At 67.0% G+C, this 1,790-nt stretch carries 1 protein-coding gene; it reads right to left on the reverse strand.

Translation table 11 applies throughout. The features are described from left to right. Positions 1-1,790: ATP-dependent Clp protease ATP-binding subunit (locus tag ACSNOB_RS31840; protein ID WP_436691132.1), on the reverse strand; the 1,790-nt coding region annotated here is incomplete at its 3' end.

A 1,790-nucleotide genomic window follows, 5' to 3' on the forward strand; every position in this document is an offset into this window, starting at 1 on the left:
CCGGGAGGGGCACCCACCAGCCGCGACACCGTGTACCGGTCGTGGAACTCCGACATGTCCAGCTGGATGAGGGCGTCCTCGCTGCCGAACAGGAACTCCGCCAGGGCCTTGGACAGCTCCGTCTTACCGACACCGGACGGGCCGGCGAAGATGAACGAGCCGGACGGGCGCTTCGGGTCCTTCAACCCCGCGCGGGTACGCCGGATCGCCTTCGACACCGCCTTGACCGCGTCCTCCTGGCCGATGACGCGCTTGTGCAGCTCGTCCTCCATACGCAGCAGACGCGAGGTCTCCTCCTCGGTCAGCTTGTACACCGGGATGCCGGTCCAGTTACCGAGCACCTCGGCGATCTGCTCGTCATCGACCTCGGACACCACGTCGAGGTCGCCGGCCTTCCACTCCTTCTCCCGCTGCGCCTTCTGACCCAGCAGCTGCTTCTCCTTGTCCCGCAGCTGCGCGGCCCGCTCGAAGTCCTGCGCGTCGATCGCGGACTCCTTGTCCCGACGCACCTGGGCGATGCGCTCGTCGAAGTCACGCAGGTCCGGCGGCGCGGTCATCCGACGGATCCGCATCCGCGCACCGGCCTCGTCGATCAGGTCGATCGCCTTGTCCGGCAGGAAACGATCGGAGATGTACCGGTCGGCCAGGGTCGCGGCGGCCACCAGCGCGGCGTCGGTGATGCTCACCCGGTGGTGCGCCTCGTAGCGGTCCCGCAGGCCCTTGAGGATCTCGATGGTGTGCGCCAGCGACGGCTCACCCACCTGGATCGGCTGGAAGCGGCGCTCAAGGGCGGCGTCCTTCTCCAGGTGCTTGCGGTACTCATCCAGCGTGGTCGCGCCGATGGTCTGCAGCTCACCGCGGGCCAGCATCGGCTTCAGGATCGACGCGGCGTCGATCGCGCCCTCGGCGGCACCCGCACCCACCAGGGTGTGGATCTCGTCGATGAACAGGATGATGTCACCCCGCGTACGGATCTCCTTGAGCACCTTCTTCAGGCGCTCCTCGAAATCACCGCGGTAACGCGAACCGGCGACCAGGGCACCGAGGTCGAGGGTGTAGAGCTGCTTGTCCTTCAGCGTCTCGGGCACCTCACCCTTGATGATCTTCTGGGACAGGCCCTCCACCACCGCGGTCTTGCCGACGCCGGGCTCACCGATCAGCACCGGGTTGTTCTTCGTCCGGCGAGACAGCACCTGCATGACCCGCTCGATTTCCTTCTCCCGCCCGATCACCGGGTCGAGCTTGCCCTCACGCGCGGCCTGCGTCAGGTTACGGCCGAACTGGTCCAACACCAGACTCGTCGACGGCGCGGCCTCGCCCGGCGTCGCGCCCGCCGCCGCCGGCTCCTTGCCCTGGTAGCCCGAGAGCAGCTGGATCACCTGCTGGCGGACCCGGTTCAGATCCGCACCCAGCTTCACCAGCACCTGCGCGGCCACACCCTCACCCTCACGGATCAAACCCAGCAGGATGTGCTCCGTGCCGATGTAGTTGTGCCCCAGCTGCAACGCCTCACGCAGCGACAGCTCCAACACCTTCTTCGCCCGCGGCGTGAACGGAATATGCCCGCTCGGCGCCTGCTGACCCTGGCCGATGATCTCCTCGACCTGCTGACGCACACCCTCCAAGGAGATGCCGAGGCTCTCCAAAGCCTTCGCCGCGACACCCTCACCCTCATGGATCAGGCCCAACAGGATGTGCTCCGTACCGATGTAGTTGTGGTTGAGCATCCGGGCCTCTTCCTGGGCCAGGACGACAACCCGTCGCGCTCGGTCGGTGAACCGCTCGAACAT

It is taken from the genome of Micromonospora sp. URMC 106 (genome assembly GCF_051386395.1).
GTDB lineage: Bacteria > Actinomycetota > Actinomycetes > Mycobacteriales > Micromonosporaceae > Micromonospora.